We start from the raw sequence: 16,433 nt of genomic DNA, 5'->3' as shown, positions 1-16,433 counted from the left end.
ATGCATATTATGGCACCCAAGACGGTAATAATTTATATATATTTGGAATGTATTTAACTAATAATGATTAATATGAAAAAGTACTTGTTTGTTTGGTTATTGGGAATATTTATTAATTGTACTAACCAACAAAAAAGTAATGTTGTTCATTCAAAAGAAAATGAAAAGGAAAACACTCTCAACATTAAAGACTCACTTTTTTTTAATGATGAAGATAAAATTGTAGGTGTTTCTCATTTTGAAAATAATATTCAAGAAGGATTTTCTTTAATTCTTGATGAAAAAACAAATATCCCAAAATATTTAGTTCAATATACACACGGAAAAAGAGATAAAATTATAATTGCATTTGATAATGATGGTAAGATGAAATCATTTAGGTCATCAGATATCCATAATGATAGTCAGAGTATGAAATTTCATAAAAATGGGGTTATAAAGGAAATTGGAAACACAATAAAAGGAAAGGCCAATGGAATATGTTATTATTTTGATGAAGAAGGAAAACAAATTAGTAAAGTTTTATATGATAATGGTAACATTGTAAAATAGTGGTAATGGAAGAATTTTTGAAAATTCTTTTAGAGTTTTTTTTTGATTTCTTTTTACGTAATACTAAATTATTGATTATTTTAAGTATTGTCATTATTATTACTCTTTTTATTGTGCTTTGGTAAAGAGTTATGCTATTCCCCCACTGTTCCCTAGTATGCGCTACCGCCAGTATGCAACTGGTGGCGGTAAGAATGAGAGACTTATGGATTTAAGGTTGTAATCAAACAGATATAAGTGAGGTTACATCGAATTCATGTGAAGTTGTTCACTTTTTATATTTTCCGGGACTAATACCTATACGTTGTGAAAAGGTAGAAGTAAAATGTTGTAATGATGAAAATCCACATGCATATGCAATATCGGACATGCTCATAGCATCATTGTTTTTAATTAAATCAATGGCTTTTTCAATTTTTAGGTTGATTATAAAGCTATTTGGAGGATACCCCGTATGCTTTTTTACTTCGTAAGTAAACTTGGTTTTACCCATGCCAAACATATATGCCAAATCATCAATAATCCACTTTTTGCTTAAGTCGTTAGTAACAATTTGGGTTAATTTGATGATGAAATTATCCTCTTCCTGTATTTTTTGTTCTCTAAGCGCTAAGTGCCTATATAAGTCTATAAAAAAGTTTTCAATAATGTTGTGAACTATTATTTCAAAACCTCTTTCTTGGTTTGATAGCTCTTTTTCAAGTTCGATGAAGTATTTCTTAAAAACTTTGGCTTTTTCAACAACAATGGCATTTTCATTGGTAATCATGGTGCCAATTTTTTTTTGGAATTTATCTGATAATTTAGTCCAGGAACCTAGTTTAAGAGGCGTATCCAAATCGTATTCCTCTGGTTTTATTACCATCCAGTTTATTTGCCCAATATCCATTTTGCCTGTAGGGCTTCCATTTAATTGCCAAGGCGCAGTTACCGATAAATTATCTGGTAAAAGTTCAATTTCGTTGCCGTCTACGGCCCATTTATATTTGCCGCTATTTACAAAATGTATTTCAATACCATCATTTAAATGTGGGAGCATGGTTTCGTCCATTCTAACTTTAGAAAACTTCATGCTACCAAATTGTCTAATGAAAGGGAAGTGTTTTAAGGGGCCTAAGTTATCTTGATGCCACCAAATACCTTGGTTTCCAATTTTCTTTTTTTTATTTGATAACTCGTTTTCACCTGAATTTTCCATATTTAATTATTAAAAATTGGTCTTAGAAATTAGAGACTGTTTAAGTTTTACCCTTTGGTTCTTTTATGTGTTTTTTTCCGCCATACATCAGCTATTTTTCGGTCCATAGCTATGGCTATGAATCTCAAAATACCTTCGCCTGAAAAAAAATACCCTATAAAACATTCCAAAAACAAAATTTAAACAGTCTCTTAGTTTGTACAGATATAGTTTGTACAGATATTTGAATTGTAAGAGACTTTTAAGTTTTATCCTTTGGTTCTTTTATGCGTCTTTTTCCGCTATCCTTCAGCTGTTTTTCGGTTCGAAGTTATGTGCCTCTCCCTCGCGGCAGCCTAGCTCCTTCGCTAAAAAGGTCTCCCAGACCTTTTTATAAGCTCGGCCCTGTCTGACTAAAAAATACACTATAAAATATTTCAAAAACAAAATTCAGACAGTCTCTAAAAAAATTATAAAATTGACCATCGCTTAAAAATAGCATTTTTTTAGTATAAAAAAACGAATATTCGCTACTATTTCATATTTAATACAATGGTTTTGTGTTTGCAAAAGTAATACACAATTTCTTAAAAAATTAATACATATCATGTTAAATGTAGCAATACTAGGTCTTGGTGAAGGTCGAAGTACCATGTCGGCAGCTCTTCAGAGCGAAAAATTAAAACTTGTTAAGGTTTGTGATATAAATGAAAAACTCTGTAAGCAGCGAGCCAAAGAGTTTGATTTTTGGCACTATACAACAAATTATGACGATTTGTTAAACGATGATTCTATTGATGTTATAGCAATTTATACGCCAGATCATTTGCATGCTGAGCACGTTAAACAAGCTTTATTACATAACAAGCATGTGGTTTGTACGAAGCCTTTTATTGACGATTTAACAAAAGCGAAAGAGTTAATAGAAATATGCGAGCAAACAGGAAAGCAGGTTTTTATAGGGCAAAGCTCTAGGTTTTCCGAGCCAATGAAAAAGCAAAGAAAAGAATTTGTAGAGGGCGTTATTGGCGATTTAATCACAGTTGAAGCACATTACCACGCAGATAATCGTTGGTTTTTGGCAAAAGAATGGTCTTTATTAAAATCTTTTAAGTGGTTGTATGGAGGCTTGAGCCATCCAGTAGATTTTATAAGATGGTATTTACCAGATATAGAAGAAGTCATGGGTTATGGTATGGTAAGTGATAACGGCACTATGGCTGGATTAAAAAACGAAGACACCATGCACTTTATTTTTAAAGCTAAAGATGGCCGTGTTGCAAGAGCCAGTGGCGTGTATTCGTCCCCAACACAGCCAACAAAAAGAGATAGTACGTTAAGCTGTATTTTAAGAGGAACATTGGGAGCTAGTCAAGCAGATTATCATGAATTACGATATTCGGTTACCAGTAAAGAAGGGGAAGAGAAAATCATATACTGGGGCGACGAAAAACTTAAATATTACTACCGGTTTGAAGGACAAACCCATCATGCAGGTGAGTATCAAAACTATTTAGAATACTTTATTGATAGCATTGAGCAAAATTTTACAGCTTACCCAAATGTGGTAGAAGGTGTTGGAACAGTCGTGTTATTGCAAGCCATGGATAGAACGTTAAAAACAGGTAAGCCTGTTAAAATTGACGATATAAAATTGGAATACGGCATAGAATAGCATCTTTATAAAATTGACCATCGCTTAAAAATGGCATTATTTTATTGTTAAAATGTGAATATTAGCTCCCCATTATTAAAAGTTAAAATCTGTAGCCTTAAGTTTTAGTAAAAATATAATCTAAAATATTAGTACAGAGATGATTGTGTTGAGATATTGTGATGCTAAATTATTAATTCTCTATTTTATAAATATTGAAGATAAAATTCAAATAGCAACTTTATCGAAAAAAAACGGAAAAGTTAATAACTTACAGAATTAACGCAATGAAGTGATTTAGATTTTTTGTTTGTAAGCGAAAAATTTTAAATGACTTCACTAAAAATAATAAATGAAAACAGAGACTCAGAAGAACTGTAAGCTAGTGACATTTTTACTATGTGTAATTATGTCTTTTTCGTGCCATGCCATTGAAATATGGGTTAGCAGTAATGGTAATGATTATAATTCTGGTACTAAAGAAAAACCTTTGGCGACTCTTAACATGGCCTTAAGGAAAGCCCGAGACCTACGTCGATTGAATGACCCAGCAATAGAAGGCGGTATTCACATTATTTTAATGGATGGTACTTTTTTTCTAGACGAACCTGTTTTTGTTAGACCAGAAGATTCTGGAACAGCTAAAAGTCCAACAATTATTGAAGCTCATGCCGATACACAACCTGTTTTGAGTGGTGGTATGCAGATTAAAAACTGGAAAAAAGCCGAGGCGATAAATGGCTTAAATTCAGGAGAACTTTGGGTTGTAGATGCACCAAAAAAAGCAGGCAACATTATTGATTTTAGACAATTATGGGTTCATGGTAAAAAAGCGGTAAGAGCAAAAAGTACTTCCGGGGATAAAATGGATAGGATCTTATCTTGGGATAAAATTTCCCAAACCTGTTGGATACCTTTTAAAGATGCATCGGTCACATTTCAACCGGGTATGGAAATGCTTGTACAGCAGTGGTGGGCTATAGCCAATTTACGTATCAAAGACATGGAGGTAAAAGGTGACAGTGCCAAACTTTCCTTTGAACAACCCGAAAGTCGTATTCAAAGCGAACACCCATGGCCAGCACCTTGGATTTCAAAAAAAACAGGTAATTCGCCCTTCTTTTTAAATAATGCTCTGTGTTTGTTAGATGAGCCCGGCGAGTGGTATTTAGATAAAGAAAAAGCGAAAATTTATTATTACCCACGTGAAGGTGAGGACATGGTATCGGCTAAAGTGATGATTCCTGTTTTGGAAAACTTATTGGAAATAAAAGGAACTAGAGATGCGCCCGTACAACATGTTTATTTTAAAGGCATTTCTTTTGAGTATAGTAATTGGTTACGGCCATCACAACAAGGGCATGTGCCACTACAAGCAGGCATGTATTTATTAGATGCCTATAAATTAAAAACGCCCGGGACACCAGATAAAGCTGGATTAGAAAACCAAGCTTGGATTGGCAGGCCAAGAGCAGCTGTAGAGGTTAATTATGCGAACCATATTCAGTTTCAAGAATGTACATTTCAGTATTTGTCTTCTACGGGTTTAGATTTACACAAAGGCACAAGCAACAATTTGGTTCAAGGGAATTTATTTAAAGATATTGGTGGAAGTGCCATTAATGCAGGTGTTTTTTCAGACGAAGCTTTTGAGACGCATTTGCCCTACAATCCAAAAGATGAAAGGGAAGTATGTACCAATGAAACCATTGTAGATAATTTAATAACCAATGTAGCCAATGAAGATTGGGGTACTGTTGGAATAAGTGTCGGTTTTGTTAAAAATATAACCATTGCACATAACGAAATTTCCGATGTGTCATATACAGGCATAGGCTTGGGTTGGGGTTGGACAAAAACCAAAAATGCCATGGAAGGCAATAAGGTTGTTGCCAATAAAATTCATCATTACGGAAAACGTTTGTACGACACAGCAGGCATTTATACGCTATCTGCACAACCTGAAAGCAGGATTGAAGAAAATTACATTTATGATATTTACCAGAATCCTTACCCACACGATCCGTATCACTGGTTTTATTTGTATACCGATGAAGGTTCTTCTTATTTCAATGTAAAAAACAATTGGGTACCTGCCGAAAAATTTCTTCAAAATGCCAATGGACCCGATAATGTTTGGGAAAACAATAATGCTTTTGTAGGTGAATCAATAAAACAAAAGGCAGGCATCAGGCAACCGTATCACTATTTACAAAAACAAGTTGTTGTAGATGCCAATTGGCCCTTACAAGAAATACCACATTTTGCAGCAATAGAATTGGTTGGTAAAGGTTTTGAGCCATCTAAAATTAAAGCAATAGCTAAAGCTAACGGCGTCATTAATGCACAGTTGTACCAATGGAAAAACCACATGGTTTTGTATGCCAAACTTAATAATATAGAACATTTAAAAAGTGAATTGGCATTCGTATATCCCAAGGCTGAAATTAAAACATATAATACGCCAATTTATAATTTCAGCAAATTTGAAAGATGTGAAAATACCAAGTTAGCTGCCGAATGGGAGCATATTGTGCTAACCGCAAATTTGGTTGAAAACGAAAAACTTCAGCAAGAATATTTAAACTATCATAAAACGCAATTTGAAGAATGGCCAGAAGTAGCACAAGGTTTTTGTAATGCCGATTTTCAACAATTACAGGTGTTTAAAAACGGACGCCAATTAATGTTGATTATAAGTATTCCGAAAGGCGAAAGTTTAGATGAACTAAACAAAAAAACAACCGAAAACAATCCGCGTGTAACCGATTGGAATACGCTCATGAAAAAATATCAAACAGGCATTAAAGGAACGAAACGAAATGAAACCTGGGTATTTTTAAATAAGTTGGATAATAAGTAACCACTATGATCCAAACTATAAACTGAATATAAACAGATGAAACATCCATGCTAAGAACACTTTTAATATACAGGAACATGATTATGGATGTAACATCTGACCATTAAAAAACAATGAATACAAATAGATGAAACAAACTAACCATCAATTTTTCGACTTTCTAGACTTCAATACCGACTTGTCTTTAGAAGAAGGTATTACTAGACTTTGGAAAGCCTGTAACCCAATTGATATTTCTCAAAATGGACTGGGCGTGATGTTAACAGTGCCATTTCAATGCCAACTGTTATCAAATGAAATAACGCCAGATACATCTATTTCGAGAAAAAACTATCAAGTCTTTTTACGTGCTTTTGGCGAAAAAATATTAAGAGTTAGTATTGGTTTTGATAAAGAAATTTTAGAATCATCACCCATGTTACATATGGCAGATGATATGAAAGAAATGACTTTGAAGATTGAAAAGTCATCAGAAGAATGGGTAGTTAAAGATAACAATGGTGTTTTACGTGCGGTTTTCGATTTTTCAAAACCAGAAATAGACTATTGGAGCGATTTGTTGCCAGAACCCGAAGAATCCATGAAAGCTACGTTTTATCCAGACGGTGAAAAAGCTATAACAGTTAGTGCTTACGACCAATTTTTTCCAGGGCGAATGGATGCCATGTGTTTGTCGTTTATAGAAAAACAAGGACGGCCAAGTAAGGTATCTATATCGTTTCATGCAAAACCCGACGAAAAATTTGTAGGCACTGGTGAGCGTTTCAGTAAAATGGATTTGTCGGGAAATACTTTTCAGTTAAAAAACCAAGACGGACAAGGAGTAAACAATAAAAGAACTTATAAGAACATTCCGTTTTATCTGTCTAGCGAAATGTACGGGATGTTTTTACACACATCAACCTATTGTAAATTTTCAATGGCCGATTTTTCAACAAGATCCGTGCAATTGCTAGTGGAAGAACCTGTTTTAGACATGTTTTTAATTGGTGAAGATTCACCTGATAAAATCATATATGAATATAAACGACTTACGGGGTTTCCTAGCGTGCCACCACTTTGGAGTTATGGTGTTTGGATGAGTAAAATGACTTATTTTTCTGAAGATGAAGTTAATGAAATTTGCGATAGGTTAAGAACAGAAGATTTTCCCTGTGATGTGATTCATTTAGATACGGGTTGGTTTAAAACCGATTGGCTTTGCGAATGGAAATTTAATTCTGAACGTTTTCCGGATCCTCCACGGTTTGTGTCTAATTTAAAGAAAAACGGTTACCGAGTAAGCTTATGGCAAATGCCTTATATTTCGGAAGAAGCAGAGCAATACGAAGAAGCTAAAGCTAATAATTATATTGGTGCTTTAAATGGTGATACCGTACAGGGAAGTTCCAATTTTAGTAATTTAGACTATGCTGGAACCATCGATTTTACCTATCCCAAAGCAGTAGAATGGTATAAGGATTTATTGCGAGAACTTTTGGATATGGGAGTTGCTTGTATAAAAACCGATTTTGGAGAGGAAATCCATTTGGATGCCAATTACCATAATATGACTCCAGAGTCGCTTAATAATTTATATGCCTTGCTGTACCAAAAAGCAGCCTTTGAAGTAACCAAGGAAGTTACGGGCGATGGCATAGTTTGGGCTAGAGCAGGTTGGAGTGGTTGTCAGCGTTATCCTATCCATTGGGGTGGCGATGCGGCGGCATCTTGGGATGGCATGGCAGGTTCCTTAAAAGGAGGATTGCATTTAGGTTTGTCGGGTTTCGGTTTTTGGAGTCACGACGTGCCGGGATTTCATGGGGTGCCTAATTTTATGAATTCGGTTATTCCAGACGATTTGTATGTACGTTGGACCCAGTTTGGGGTGTTTACCTCCCATATTCGTTATCATGGTACTTCAAAAAGAGAGCCTTATTACTATCCAAATATAGCTTCAACAATTAGAAAATGGTGGAAATTGCGTTATGCATTATTGCCTTATATTTTACAAGAAAGCGAAAAAACAACATCAACAGGTTTTCCTGTTTTAAGAGCCCTGTTAATGCATCATCCAGAAGACAAGATGTGTTGGCATATAGACGATCAATATTATTTTGGAGATGATTTTTTAGTGGCGCCCGTGATGAATTCCGAAAACAAAAGGGATGTCTATTTGCCACAAGGAAGTTGGGTCAATTTTTTTACTGGTGAAAAAATTGAAGGCAACAAATGGTTGAAAAACATTGAAATTCCTATGGAAGATATGCCAGTTTGGGTGAAAGAAGCAGCTGTAATTCCAGTATATCCCGAAGCAGTAAATTGTACGGACGATATGGACTTAAATAAATCTGTAAACATAAAAATAGATGCAAACTTCAAAGGCATTTGGAAGCATTTGGGCTTTATATAAAAAGAGATTAAACTAAAAATTTTAGTACATGAGAAAAAACAAAACTGTATACAAAGGTGTTAGGATTGGACTTCGACAGGCTCAGTCTGACAAACGACAGGCTCAGTCAGACATCGGGAATGCTATTAAAATATGCCTGTCAAGCTGAGCCTGTCGAAGCTATATGAAGGAAGAAATGATAATAGACTTCGACAAACTCCATGTGATATGCTTCAGTTTTTGTCATGTACTAAAACTAAAATATAAAAAGAGATTAAACTAAAAAAATAACAACTAAAAAAAATAAAAAAAGATGAGTGCAGTTTTAACCAACGAACAATTAAACCAGTTTAAAGAAGACGGTTTTTGTATTGTAAAAAATGTCATACCACAAGAGCTTATTGAACGATTAAGAGGGGAATGCCAAAGATTTATAAAAGAAAAAGATGATGAAATGGACAGAAAGGGCGTTGAGGTAGATGAGATTAACCATAAAGGAAAAAGATATTTTATTGCATTAAGGTACAAGGATAGCAAAACCATGCAAGACCTTATTTTTGGTGAGGAAATGGAACAAATTACACGTAAGATTTTAGGTGACGATGTCTTTTTGTTTTTAGAACAGTATGTAGTAAAAGCTGCCGATAAAGGCATGACATTCTCATGGCATCAAGATTCTGGGTATTTAGATTTTGAGCACAAGCCATACTTGTCAATTTGGTGTCCTTTAGATGATGTAACCGAAGAAAACGGAACGGTTTATTTATTACCATACAAAGATGCTGGAACCGATCATAGAATAGACCATGTATTACAGGAAGGTACTAACGATAAAATTGGATATTTTGGTGATAATCCAGGTGTGCCTGCTATTTTAAATGCAGGTGATGTAGCTTTGTTTTCAAGTACCTGTTTTCATAGAAGCGGTTCAAATACAACAAATAAGTCAAGACGCGTATTGTTAATTCAATATTCGGCAGAACCTATATTAAAAAGTACAGGCGAGCCTCTTTATTGGGCAGAACCATTTATTAAAGAAGGAGAAAATGTGAATGCTTTTGTATAATATGTGAATGAGGTTGTCTAAAAAGTCTATTTAGAAGTAGATTGTCACATTGAGCATTATCGAAAATGACAATATATTTTTATTTGAAGATAGAAGCGCAGTTAGCGACATGCATTGATAATCCAATTAATAAGGTTTTTGACTGCGCTCTGACATTAAAGCTTATTTTTAGACAGTTTTTACATTTTAAACCAACCAACTAACCAAAACGAATTCAATAGACATTAAAAACAAATGAATATATACGACCAATTAGAATTTTTTGACTTCGCTGTAGTAGGTATGTACCTGCTCGTATTAATAGGTATTGGTGCGTGGATTAGCATTAGAAACAAAAGACCTGCCGATGAAAACTACTTTCTAGCAGGAAACTCTTTAAATTGGACCAGTATTGGTTTTAACATGTGGGGTACCAATGTGGGACCTTCTATGTTAATAGCATCAGCGAGTATAGGGTATTCTACAGGTATTGTTGCTGGAAATTTTTCATGGTATGCTTTCATCTTTATATTTTTATTGGCAGTGGTATTTGCGCCCCGATATTTAGGAGCCAGAGTACAAACCTTGCCCGAATTTATGGGAAAACGTTTTGGTAACTCTACTCAAAATATTTTAGCGTGGTACACGATTGTAACCGTATTGTTAAGCTGGTTGTCGTTAACATTGTTTGCTGGCGGTATTTTAATTCAGCAAATACTTAATTTACCAATGTGGCTATCGGTAGTTATATTGTTACTAATCGCAGGCTTTTTTACCATGGCAGGCGGACTTAAAACCATCGCTTATACGAACGTGATTCAAATGGTATTATTAATAATTGTGTCATTTTCATTAATGTGGGTTGGTTTAGATAAAGTTGGGGGTGTTAGTGCTTTAATCGAAAAAACACCATCCAATTATTGGAACCTGTTTTTACCTAGCGATGATGTCAATTACCCTTGGACTGCTATATTGTTAGGTTATCCTATTATGGGTGTTTGGTTTTGGTGTACAGACCAATCTATGGTACAATCGGTATTGGGAGCTAAAAGCATAAAGCAAGGTCAGTTAGGGGCTAATTTTACAGGTTGGCTAAAAATTATTGATGTGCCATTGTTTATATTCCCTGGAATTATGTGCTTTATATTATTTCCTAATTTAAGTAATCCAGATGAAGCTTACATGACCATGGTAACGGAGTTGTTTCCGACAGGTATGAAAGGGTTGGTTATGGCGGTTCTTATTGCAGCATTGGTAAGTACTATAGATTCTGCGTTAAATGCATTGAGTACGGTTTTTACGATGGACATCTTTGTGAAAAAAATCCAGCCTACTGCCAGTCAGAAGAAAATTGTTAAAGTAGGTCATATGGTTACAGTTTCGGGAGCCATCTTGTCTATATTCATTACCATGGCAATAGATAGTATTAAAGGACTTAATCTATTCGATGTGTTTCAGTCCGTATTAGGGTTTATAGCACCACCTATGTCAGTTGTGTTTCTGTTTGGAGTTTTATGGAAAAAAACAACCACAAAAGCAGCCAATAGTATTTTAATCTTTGGAACTTTACTTAGTTTAACGGTTGGTGTCTTATACCTTTGGGTATTCCCTAACGACCCAACTTCTGGAGTTAAAATCTGGCCGCATTTTTTACTGTTGTCTTTTTATATTTTCGTGTTTCTATCAATGATGATAGTGCTTATTTCATATTTAGACAAGCAAAGTAATCCGTATCAAAGTACATTAAATTATACCCAAGCGAAATTGTCACCAAAAGTAAAGTTCCTTTGGGCAATACTTATCATTACAATGATTGGGTTGTATCTGTTTTTTAATGGGCATTGAACTCATCTTGGCTTTTTGTTTTTAACCGAAAATGAGATAAAATTTGTACAGATGAGGCACTTTTTGAAAGGCATAGCAGAGCTAAGGATAAAAAAAGAAACGAAGTATGGACGAATTTTAGCCATTTTTTAGGAAATAGAAAAAGTCAAGATGAGTTCATTAATAATATTTATATTTAAGAATATATCATTCAGAATAAAAAAGAATAATTTAATTATGATTAAAAACACTAACGATGGCAGTCATAACCCACCATCATTACGTATTGATATCAATTACGGTACTTGTGAAGATTTACCTCAATTTTCTAAAGGACCGAAAGGAATTGATCGGGAAAAGCATAAAGCAATAGCCGAAGCAGGTTTTGGTGGCATTCAAGATGGTAATCCCGAATTGTGTAAAGAATTCAATTTACAGCTAACCGCACATGCACGGGTAAATAAAGTAGGCGATTTAAAAGATTTATTACCTTTATGGAAATCGTTAAAGTATAACTGTGCAACGGTACATTTAGGTTGGGGCATGGAATCGGATGCAGAAATGGATGCTTTGGTTCATTATATCAAAGAGAGTTCAGAAGCGATAGATATGCCCATTTACATAGAAACACACCGTGCTACCATAACTCAGGATTTATATAGAACGGTTGAGTTAACAAAACGCTTTCCAGAAGTTCGTTTTAATGGCGATTTTTCACATTGGTACACTGGGCAAGAAATGGTGTATGGCGGCATAGAAAATAAATGGGATTTTATACAACCTGTTTTTGATAGAGTACGTTTCATGCACGGTCGTATTGGAAACCCAGGATGCATTCAAGTAGATGTTACAAATAATGCAAACCTAAGCTATGTAGAGCATTTTAAACAGATGTGGATGCGTTCCTTTAAAGGGTTTTTAAAATCGGCGCAACCAGGCGATTATATCTGTTTTACAGTTGAATTATTAAAAGCCGATATTTTTTATGCTAGAACCATTATAGCACCCGACGGAAATGAGCAAGAAGAAGGCGATCGTTGGCAACAAGCTTTACTGTACAAAGAAATTATTGAGGAGTGCTGGGAAGCCGCTCAAAAAGAATTAAATTAATAAATTCAAAATATGTGTGATAAGGGAGTGAAATTAATCGTCAATTTTTTGGCCACCGTTCTATTTTAAAACGCATTATAAAATATTAAATAAAAAAATGGAACAAAAAGAAGGAAGTTTAAAAAGTACGATCGCTGTATCGCTTACAAATTATCTTGATGCAGGCGCCATTGTGGCCGGCGCAAGCGGATTGACGCTTTGGCAAAATTACCTCGGACTTACCGAAGGGAATCTTGGCTGGCTTAATGCCATCAGCGCCAACTGTTTCGGTGCTGCTATCGGTGCGATTATAGGTGGTTTTCTTGCCGATAAATACGGACGGAAAACGATTTATGTCTACAATATGCTTGTGTACATGTTGGGGGTTGCAATTATTATATTCACGGTAAATTTCCCGATGCTGTTAACTGGATTTTTAATTACGGGTATATCGGTAGGAGCAGGTGTTCCTGCTTCATGGACTTATATTTCTGAAAATTCTGAAGTTAGTAATCGTGGACGCAATATGGGTATTTCTCAGTTTGCTTGGGGAGTCGGTCCAACAATTATTTTAGTTTTGGGAATGTTGCTTGCTCCAGGTAAAGCTGGTGCTTCAGCTGGTGTTTTATTCGGTTATGTGCAAAAAATGGCAGCATTCTTTATAGGGGACGATGCCAGTGTTGAATCAGTTAATGTATTTAGTAGCCGTCTCATTTTTGGCTCGTTGTTCATTGTAGCGTTTATCGCATGGAATCTGCAACGAAAACTCAATGAGTCAGAAGATTGGAAAGAAGCTAAGCAAAAGCAAAAACAAAGTAAAGAGAAACAGCCGAGTGTTTTTGCATCATTTGGAACACTTTTCACCAATAAGGTAAATATTCGCACCATGCTGTTTCTTGCAGGTATTTACGTTACCTGGAACATGGTGGCTTCTGTAATGGGCTTTTTTCAACAACATATTTATGAAACTGCTGGAGGTCTTTCCAACGAACAGGCTAATATGATATCAGCCGTACAATGGATTATAATCATAGCAGTTACTTATTTCGGTTTTGCCATGTTGGTTGATAAAGTGAATCAACGTTGGTTGTATTTTATTGGTACCTCCATAGGAATTATTGCTTGGGGTATCCTCATTTTTATCGGAATTAAAAACCATATAGCATTATGGACTTTCACCATTCTTTGGGGCATTCACGCAGGATTAAGTGTACAAGCCTTTTATGCGCTTTGGGCTTCTGAACTCTTTCCTGCCAAATATCGTGCGGGAGCACAAGGTGTTATGTTCTTTGTTGTTAGAGCTATAGCGGCAGTATGGGGATTTGGTTTTGTTTATATATATGGAGAAAACGGAGTAGGATTTCACACAGCAGCCAGGATTATGATAGGATTGCTCATTATTGCCTTAGTAATCGGAACTATTTGGACACCAAAAACCCGTGGTAAAACATTGCAACAAATAACAAAAGAAAGATACGGAGACGATATTTAAAACAGAATTTAAATGACTTCTATCATAAAAAATTAAACAGATGGATAAATCTTATTTACCGAATGCCTCTTCTGCTTCAACTTGGATTTGGTACCCGGGCGATTTCGAAATTTGGTTGAGCAATAAAATGCAAGTACGGCGTACCGAACGGGAAGCGGTTTTTCCACCGCTTTGGCAATACTACAGTCCTTACGCTTTGGTTACTTTTCAAACAGAAGTGGATATACCTGAGACTGACGAAGTGAAAATTTACTCCGAAGGTTCTTTTCAATTACTTTTAGACAATGTCCAAATTTATGGGCAACCAAAATCAATTTCAATACCAAAGGGTAAACACAAAATTTCTTTTAAAGTATTCAATCAAGAAGTGTTGCCAGCTATTTATATAGATGGGAAATATGTTAAATCAGGTAAAGATTGGATAGTAACCAACGAAGATAAGCTATGGATAGATGAGGCTGGAAAAGCACAACAATCTGGTACACCTTGGGTGCCTGTTGGCTCTTGGAATTTTAATTCGCCAGAGAATAAACCTTCAGAATTTAGACTTAGAACCGAACCTTGGACTGCCAAAAAAACAGAAAAAGTAGGTGATGGTGAGTTGGTCGATTTTGGAAAGGAAACCTTCGGTTATATCAAAATTCATGGTTTAAAAGGAAAAGGAAAACTAGCACTATATTATGGTGAATCTCGTGAAGAAGCCTTAGATTCTGCCAAGTGCGAAACGTTGGATTACATTCATTTTGATGGGAAACAATCAGAAACCTATACCCACGATAAATCCAAAGCATTCAGATACGTTCAAGTACAAGCCGATGCTACAGTGCAATACGATTCCATATCGATGCTTTATGAATATTTGCCATTGGAATATCGTGGTGCATTCAAATCTTCAGATGATTTATTAAATGACATTTGGGATGTTTCGGCATATACCATACATTTAACAACGCGCGAGTTTTTTATAGATGGGATAAAACGTGATCGTTGGGTTTGGTCTGGTGATGCTCATCAGAGTTATTTAATGAATTATTATTTGTTCTATGATTCGCCATCTGTGGAACGAACTTTGCTTGCACTTCGTGGCAAAGAACCAGTGACTGCGCACATCAATATCATTATGGATTATTCGCTCTACTGGTTTGTGGGTATTTATGATTACTATTTATATACCGGCGATACAAAATTCATAGAAACCTTTTATCCAAGAATGAAAACGCTCATGGAGTTTTGCTTAGGCAGAAGAAATGAAAATGGATTTTTAGAGCCATTAGAAGGGGATTGGGTTTTTATAGACTGGGCAGATGGATTACCAAAAACCGGTGAGGTTAGTTTTGAGCAAATGCTACTAGCAAGAAGCTTAGAAGCCATGGCCGTTAGTGCTAAAATTGCAGGAGAAACTGAAGACCAAAAACAATATCAAAAATTAGCAGATGATTTAAAAGAAAAATTATTTGAGGTGTTTTGGGATAAAGAAGAAAACGTCATGAAGCACCAACGCATCGATGGTGAAATACAAGACATTGTGACCAGATATGCTAATATGTTCGGCATCTTTTTCAATTATTTTGATGAGGAGCAAAAACAAAGTGTAAAAAACAAGGTATTACTTAACGATGATATTTTGGAAATCACTACGCCCTATATGCGGTTTTATGAGTTGGAAGCACTTTGTGCAATTGGGGAACAGGCATTTGTTTTGGATGAAATTCGTGATTATTGGGGTGGCATGCTAAAGCTCGGAGCAACCTCATTTTGGGAAAAATACGACCCCAAACAAAATGGTGTGGAACATCTTGCTATGTATGGTAGGCCTTACGGAAAAAGTTTATGCCACGCTTGGGGTGCCAGTCCAATTTACCTTTTTGGAAAATACTATTTAGGGGTGCAACCTGTTACAGCAGGATACGAAACTTATAATATTGTGCCAAATTTGGGTGGTTTAAAGTGGATGGAAGGTAAAGTGCCAACACCAAACGGTGTCGTGGAAGTCTATTGTAGCACCAAGGAAATAAAAGTAAAAGCATCGGAAGGTGAAGGCACTTTGATTATTGAAAGCAAAAGTAAACCTTCAACAAATTTGGGAGTCATTAAGGCTTTAGGTAAAAATAAATATCAGCTTACAATTAAACCAAATACACCATATACAATCAAATACCAGTTATGAATTTAGAATTCAGAATTATGAGTTATAAGTTATGAGTTGAACCAAGAACCCAGGAACTAACGAGAAACTTTGAATATAGAAAATAGACAAAAGAAATAAGAGGTAAGATTCAAGATTCAAAAAAACAAGATGATGGAAGCAAAAGGCTCAGAAACTTAACGTCTTTGTAACTCTGAAGCTCTGAAACTTTGAGACTTTG

Annotated in this window: 10 protein-coding genes; 9 read left to right on the top strand and 1 reads right to left on the bottom strand. The window is 35.3% G+C overall.

Annotated features, from left to right (window positions below; all coding sequences use genetic code 11):
• Positions 1–72: 72 nt before the first annotated feature.
• Complete coding sequence (locus CJ739_RS04800) at positions 73–552, top strand: toxin-antitoxin system YwqK family antitoxin (RefSeq protein ID WP_162880128.1); 480 nt, start codon at positions 73–75, stop codon at positions 550–552.
• Positions 553–820: 268 nt separating this feature from the next.
• Here the strand turns inward: CJ739_RS04800 and CJ739_RS04795 are convergent, their stop codons facing one another.
• A complete protein-coding gene (locus CJ739_RS04795) occupies positions 821–1,750 on the bottom strand; it encodes a helix-turn-helix domain-containing protein (RefSeq protein WP_117172958.1) in 930 nt (309 codons plus the stop codon).
• 586 nt (positions 1,751–2,336) lie between these two features.
• On the opposite strand from CJ739_RS04795, the gene CJ739_RS04790 reads away from it, so the two are divergent.
• The 8 genes from CJ739_RS04790 (at position 2,337) to CJ739_RS04755 (ending at position 16,234) form a co-directional block, all read left to right on the top strand.
• The gene (locus CJ739_RS04790) at positions 2,337–3,404 is read left to right on the top strand and encodes a Gfo/Idh/MocA family protein (RefSeq protein WP_117172956.1); all 1,068 of its coding nucleotides are present in this window, start codon (positions 2,337–2,339) and stop codon (positions 3,402–3,404) included.
• 331 nt (positions 3,405–3,735) lie between these two features.
• Positions 3,736–6,246 (top strand): right-handed parallel beta-helix repeat-containing protein, encoded by a 2,511-nt coding sequence (locus CJ739_RS04785; protein WP_117172954.1) that lies wholly within the window; start codon positions 3,736–3,738, stop codon positions 6,244–6,246.
• Positions 6,247–6,373: 127 nt separating this feature from the next.
• A complete protein-coding gene (locus CJ739_RS04780; protein WP_117172952.1) occupies positions 6,374–8,638 on the top strand; it encodes a glycoside hydrolase family 31 protein in 2,265 nt (754 codons plus the stop codon).
• A gap of 292 nt (positions 8,639–8,930) precedes the next feature.
• The gene (locus CJ739_RS04775) at positions 8,931–9,683 is read left to right on the top strand and encodes a phytanoyl-CoA dioxygenase family protein (protein ID WP_117172950.1); all 753 of its coding nucleotides are present in this window, start codon (positions 8,931–8,933) and stop codon (positions 9,681–9,683) included.
• A 234-nt stretch (positions 9,684–9,917) separates the two neighbouring features.
• Positions 9,918–11,507, top strand: coding sequence for a sodium:solute symporter (locus CJ739_RS04770; RefSeq protein WP_117172948.1), 1,590 nt, complete (start codon positions 9,918–9,920; stop codon positions 11,505–11,507).
• Between the two features lie 216 nt (positions 11,508–11,723).
• On the top strand, positions 11,724–12,596 hold the full coding sequence (locus CJ739_RS04765; RefSeq protein ID WP_236951604.1) for an IolE/MocC family protein: 873 nt from the start codon (positions 11,724–11,726) through the stop codon (positions 12,594–12,596).
• Between the two features lie 97 nt (positions 12,597–12,693).
• The gene (locus tag CJ739_RS04760; protein ID WP_117172946.1) at positions 12,694–14,067 is read left to right on the top strand and encodes an MFS transporter; all 1,374 of its coding nucleotides are present in this window, start codon (positions 12,694–12,696) and stop codon (positions 14,065–14,067) included.
• Positions 14,068–14,107: 40 nt separating this feature from the next.
• The gene (locus tag CJ739_RS04755) at positions 14,108–16,234 is read left to right on the top strand and encodes an alpha-L-rhamnosidase-related protein (RefSeq protein WP_117172944.1); all 2,127 of its coding nucleotides are present in this window, start codon (positions 14,108–14,110) and stop codon (positions 16,232–16,234) included.
• Positions 16,235–16,433 lie beyond the last annotated feature (199 nt).

Source organism: Mariniflexile sp. TRM1-10 (genome assembly GCF_003425985.1).
Lineage (GTDB): Bacteria > Bacteroidota > Bacteroidia > Flavobacteriales > Flavobacteriaceae > Mariniflexile.
Note: the sequence above shows the minus strand (reverse complement) of the source record. Positions and strands in the feature narration are given on the sequence as shown.

Bases quoted from the DNA above. Each gene is read 5' to 3' on its own strand.
- CJ739_RS04790 (WP_117172956.1), top strand. From the start codon at position 2,337: ATGTTAAATGTAGCAATACTAGGTCTTGGTGAAGGTCGAAGTACCATG.
- CJ739_RS04765 (WP_236951604.1), top strand. From the start codon at position 11,724: ATGATTAAAAACACTAACGATGGCAGTCATAACCCACCATCATTACGT.
- CJ739_RS04760 (WP_117172946.1), top strand. From the start codon at position 12,694: ATGGAACAAAAAGAAGGAAGTTTAAAAAGTACGATCGCTGTATCGCTT.
- CJ739_RS04770 (WP_117172948.1), top strand. From the start codon at position 9,918: ATGAATATATACGACCAATTAGAATTTTTTGACTTCGCTGTAGTAGGT.
- CJ739_RS04785 (WP_117172954.1), top strand. From the start codon at position 3,736: ATGAAAACAGAGACTCAGAAGAACTGTAAGCTAGTGACATTTTTACTA.
- CJ739_RS04775 (WP_117172950.1), top strand. From the start codon at position 8,931: ATGAGTGCAGTTTTAACCAACGAACAATTAAACCAGTTTAAAGAAGAC.
- CJ739_RS04780 (WP_117172952.1), top strand. From the start codon at position 6,374: ATGAAACAAACTAACCATCAATTTTTCGACTTTCTAGACTTCAATACC.
- CJ739_RS04795 (WP_117172958.1), bottom strand. From the start codon at position 1,750: ATGGAAAATTCAGGTGAAAACGAGTTATCAAATAAAAAAAAGAAAATT.
- CJ739_RS04800 (WP_162880128.1), top strand. From the start codon at position 73: ATGAAAAAGTACTTGTTTGTTTGGTTATTGGGAATATTTATTAATTGT.
- CJ739_RS04755 (WP_117172944.1), top strand. From the start codon at position 14,108: ATGGATAAATCTTATTTACCGAATGCCTCTTCTGCTTCAACTTGGATT.